Annotated in this window: 4 protein-coding genes; all 4 read left to right on the forward strand. The window is 49.7% G+C overall.

What is annotated here, in order from left to right; translation table 11 throughout:
* Positions 1 to 337: 2-hydroxyacyl-CoA dehydratase (locus AB1466_06020; protein MEW6189639.1), on the forward strand; the 337-nt coding region annotated here is incomplete at its 5' end.
* A gap of 94 nt (positions 338 to 431) precedes the next feature.
* Entirely contained in the window at positions 432 to 1,451 is a 1,020-nt protein-coding gene (locus AB1466_06025) for an acyl-CoA dehydratase activase (GenBank protein ID MEW6189640.1), read from the forward strand.
* A gap of 180 nt (positions 1,452 to 1,631) precedes the next feature.
* Complete coding sequence (locus AB1466_06030) at positions 1,632 to 2,489, forward strand: sulfide/dihydroorotate dehydrogenase-like FAD/NAD-binding protein (GenBank protein ID MEW6189641.1); 858 nt, start codon at positions 1,632 to 1,634, stop codon at positions 2,487 to 2,489.
* Positions 2,490 to 2,571: 82 nt separating this feature from the next.
* Entirely contained in the window at positions 2,572 to 3,957 is a 1,386-nt protein-coding gene (gene gltA / locus AB1466_06035; protein ID MEW6189642.1) for an NADPH-dependent glutamate synthase, read from the forward strand.
* Positions 3,958 to 3,967 lie beyond the last annotated feature (10 nt).

Consider the following 3,967-nt stretch of genomic DNA (forward strand, 5'->3'; position numbering starts at 1 on the left):
GAGGGAGAATGTAGTTGGAGGTACCCCCTACGAAGATTTAGTTGAAGCCGCCCATCCCTATTTAAAGCATAGGGTGGGTGGGGAAGGTTTGCCCACCGTTGGGCATACGGCGCTCTTGGCCGAACATGGTTTTGATGGTGTGATCCACATGATGCCCTTCACCTGTATGCCAGAGACCGTAGCAAAACAGATTTTGCCCGTGGTTTCTCGTGAACAGAACATACCAATCTTATCCCTGGTTATCGATGAACATACGGGCAAGGCTGGAATACAAACCCGGCTTGAAGCCTTCATCGACCTCATGAGAAACAGAAGAGAACTCATAAAAAGGAGGTGATTTTATTTTTACATTTTCCTCGGATTCACCTGGACTAGGGAACGTTGAGCCTTACCCTGGCTCAAAAATGGCCTCAAAGAGGAGGTAATTTTAAATGAGGGGTTATCTAGGAGTCGATGTGGGATCGGTGAGCACAAATCTCGTTGTAATCGACTTTCGAGATGAAGTTCTGGCTTACGAATATCTCAGGACTCGAGGCAATCCCATAAAAGCTGTGCAAGAAGGTTTAAGAAGCTTGTGGGGTAAATTGCCGCTGGATATAGAAATTTGCGGTGTGGGAACCACGGGATCTGCTCGCTATCTCTCTGGAGTCATCGTGGGAGCGGATATCGTAAAGAATGAAATCACAGCTCATGCCGTGGCAGCCATTCATGTCATTCCAGAGGTAAGGACGGTCTTGGAGATCGGTGGGCAGGATTCCAAACTGATAATCATCCGGGAGGGAGTCGTGGTCGATTTTGCCATGAATACCGTCTGTGCCGCGGGTACCGGTTCCTTCCTTGATCACCAGGCCACTCGTCTTGGCATTCCCATCGAGGAATTTGGCACATACGCTCTTAAGGCTTCTTCTTCCGCTCAAATCGCGGGCAGGTGCACCGTGTTCGCTGAATCGGATATGATCCATAAGCAACAAATGGGATATCCCGTAGAGGACATAATCTATGGACTTTGTGAAGCTTTGGTGCGGAATTATTTAAATAATCTAGCTAAAGGGAAAGAGCTTCTACCTCCCATAGTTTTTCAAGGTGGAGTAGCCGCAAATGAGGGCATGAAAAAGGCATTTGAGGGGGCTTTGGGCGTGGAAGTGGTGGTCCCCAGGTATTACCACGTGATGGGAGCCATAGGCGCAGCACTTTTAGCCAAGGAAAAGGTAATCACCGATAATACTCGCAGCAATTTTAAGGGTTTTGAGGCCTCCGAAATCGAATATACCACTTCGAGCTTTTACTGCGGAGGATGCCCCAACAACTGCGAAATTGTGAGAATACAGGTTTCGGGAAAGACCCTGGCTCGCTGGGGCGGAAGATGTGGTAAGTGGGAAATGGAGCAAACCGAAGTGGAACAAGCAATGCCACCCGAACCGGAGGTTCAAATGCCCACCATATCTCAGTAGGCAAGATCAACAACTCGATCGATAAATTATCTCCTTCATTCAATCTCACCCTGAGCTCGGAAGCCCGGAGCCTTCAAGCTTCTGAACGCACAGTCGAATTTAAATACCATTCCCAGAAAAAATTTGACTTCAAATTCTTAAGTTGTGAAAATAAGCAAAAATACAGTGAGGGAGTTTTTTATGTTCGAGATTCTTGAGAAAAAGGTACTCTCACCGGAGGTCAGCTTGATCCGCGTCTCTGCTCCGGATATTGCTAGAAGAGTTAAAGCTGGTCAATTCGTCATCATAAGGATCGATGAGCGCGGTGAGAGGATCCCCCTAACCGTTGCCGATTTCGATAGAGAGGAGGGGACTCTGACCATCATCTTCCAGGAAGTTGGTAAAACGACGAAGCATTTGGCGACTCTATCCGAAGGCACCTTCCTCGCCGATGTCGTGGGACCCCTAGGGCATCCCACGAAGATAGGAAATTATGGCTATGTCATCTGCGTGGCAGGGGGTGTCGGTGCTGCTCCCATTTATCCCATTGTCCGAGCCTTTAAAAATGCTGGAAATTATGTGATCACCATCTTGGGGGCAAGGAGTGCCAATCTCCTCGTATGGGAGGATGAACTGAAAATGGTGAGCGATGAGCTTTATATCACCACGGATGACGGAAGTAAGGGCCGTCACGGGCTGGTCACCGATGCTTTGAGGGATCTCCTCCAAGAAAAGAAGGCGGATTTAGTCATGGCCGTCGGTCCAGCCATCATGATGAAATTCGTTTGCAGGATCACTCTGGATTTTGGGGTGAAAACTATGGTCAGTCTCAATCCAATTATGGTCGATGGGACGGGAATGTGCGGAGCCTGCCGCGTCTCCGTGGGAGGGGAAACGAAGTTTTGTTGTGTCGATGGACCAGATTTCGATGGTCATCGGGTCGATTTTGATCTGCTCATGGCTCGGCAGCGAATGTATCTTGAGGAAGAAAAATTAGCCCTTGAGCACTACCAAACAAAAAGAAAGGACGAAGGGCGGAGGCTAAAGAGCAAGGGTTAAAATGAAAGATAGTATTAGATGTCTGATAATAAGGTGACGAGAGTTGGGAAGTAATCGGGGACTGGAGAAATCAAAGAAAGTTATGATGTTGCAAAGGGTAAAGATGGCCGAACAGGATCCGAGGGTGCGCATCACGAACTTCGATGAGGTTGCCTTGGGGTATACCCCTGAGCAAGCCGTCCAGGAGGCGAAGCGCTGTCTTCAATGCAAGAAATTTCCTTGCATTCAGGGTTGTCCCGTGGAGGTAGACATACCGGCTTTTGTTCGGCTCATAGCAGATGGGGATTTCATCGGAGCCATTCGGAAAATAAAGGAGAAGAACTGTCTTCCCGCCATCTGTGGTCGGGTCTGTCCCCAGGAAGACCAATGCGAAAAGTTTTGCACCTTGGGAAGGAAGAATGATCCTTTAGCCATCGGACGACTCGAAAGATTCGCCGCCGACTATGAGCGAGCCCAGGGGATGGTGGAAATCCCTCCTGGACCCAAGTTTACTGGAAAGAGGGTCGCGGTCATCGGTTCCGGACCCGCTGGACTCACCGTTGCTGGAGATCTGGCACGGCTAGGACACGAGGTAACCATCTTTGAAGGGCTACACAAGGCGGGAGGGGTTCTGGTCTATGGAATTCCAGAATTCAGATTACCGAAAGCCATCGTCCAGGCTGAAGTGGACTACGTGCGGAAATTAGGTGTTGAGATAAGAACCAGCACGGTCATCGGGAAGTTATTCACCATCGACGACCTCTTGAACAATGGATATGACGCCGTGTTCATCGGTACCGGAGCGGGACTTCCCCTGTTCTTGGGAATTCCCGGTGAAAACTTAAATGGAGTGTACTCCGCCAATGAATTTTTAACCCGCTCGAATCTGATGAAAGCATACCTATTTCCAGAATATAACACACCGATCAAAAGAGGGAAAAATGTGGCTGTGGTGGGTGGGGGCAATGTGGCTATGGATGCCGCTCGCACGGCTCTTCGCCTGGGTGCTGAGAATGTTTACCTCGTCTATCGCCGCTCGGAGGCCGAGATGCCGGCGCGGGTGGAGGAGATCGAAAGGGCTAAGGAGGAGGGGGTTATTTTCAAGCTCCTCACCAACCCCACAAAGATATTGGGTAAGGACGGTTGGGTTTGTGGCATGGAGTGTTTGAAGATGGAACTGGGCGAACCCGATGAATCGGGACGTCGGCGCCCCGTTCCCATAAAGGGTTCAGAATTCGTAATCGATGTGGATGTTGTGATAATCGCCATTGGAACGGGTGCCAATCCCCTCATCCCCAGAAGCACCCCAGGACTTAAGTTAAACAAACGAGGATACATCATAGCCGATGAAGAAACCGGAAGGACCTCCAGAGAAGGGGTTTACGCTGGTGGCGACATCGTCACCGGTGCGGCAACCGTCATCCTCGCCATGGGGGCGGGCAGGAAAGCCGCTACAGCAATTGATGAGTATTTAAGGAATAAAAGCTAATTAACATATC

This window comes from Actinomycetota bacterium (genome assembly GCA_040755895.1).
In the GTDB taxonomy this organism is placed as follows: Bacteria; Actinomycetota; Aquicultoria; order Subteraquimicrobiales; family Subteraquimicrobiaceae; genus Subteraquimicrobium.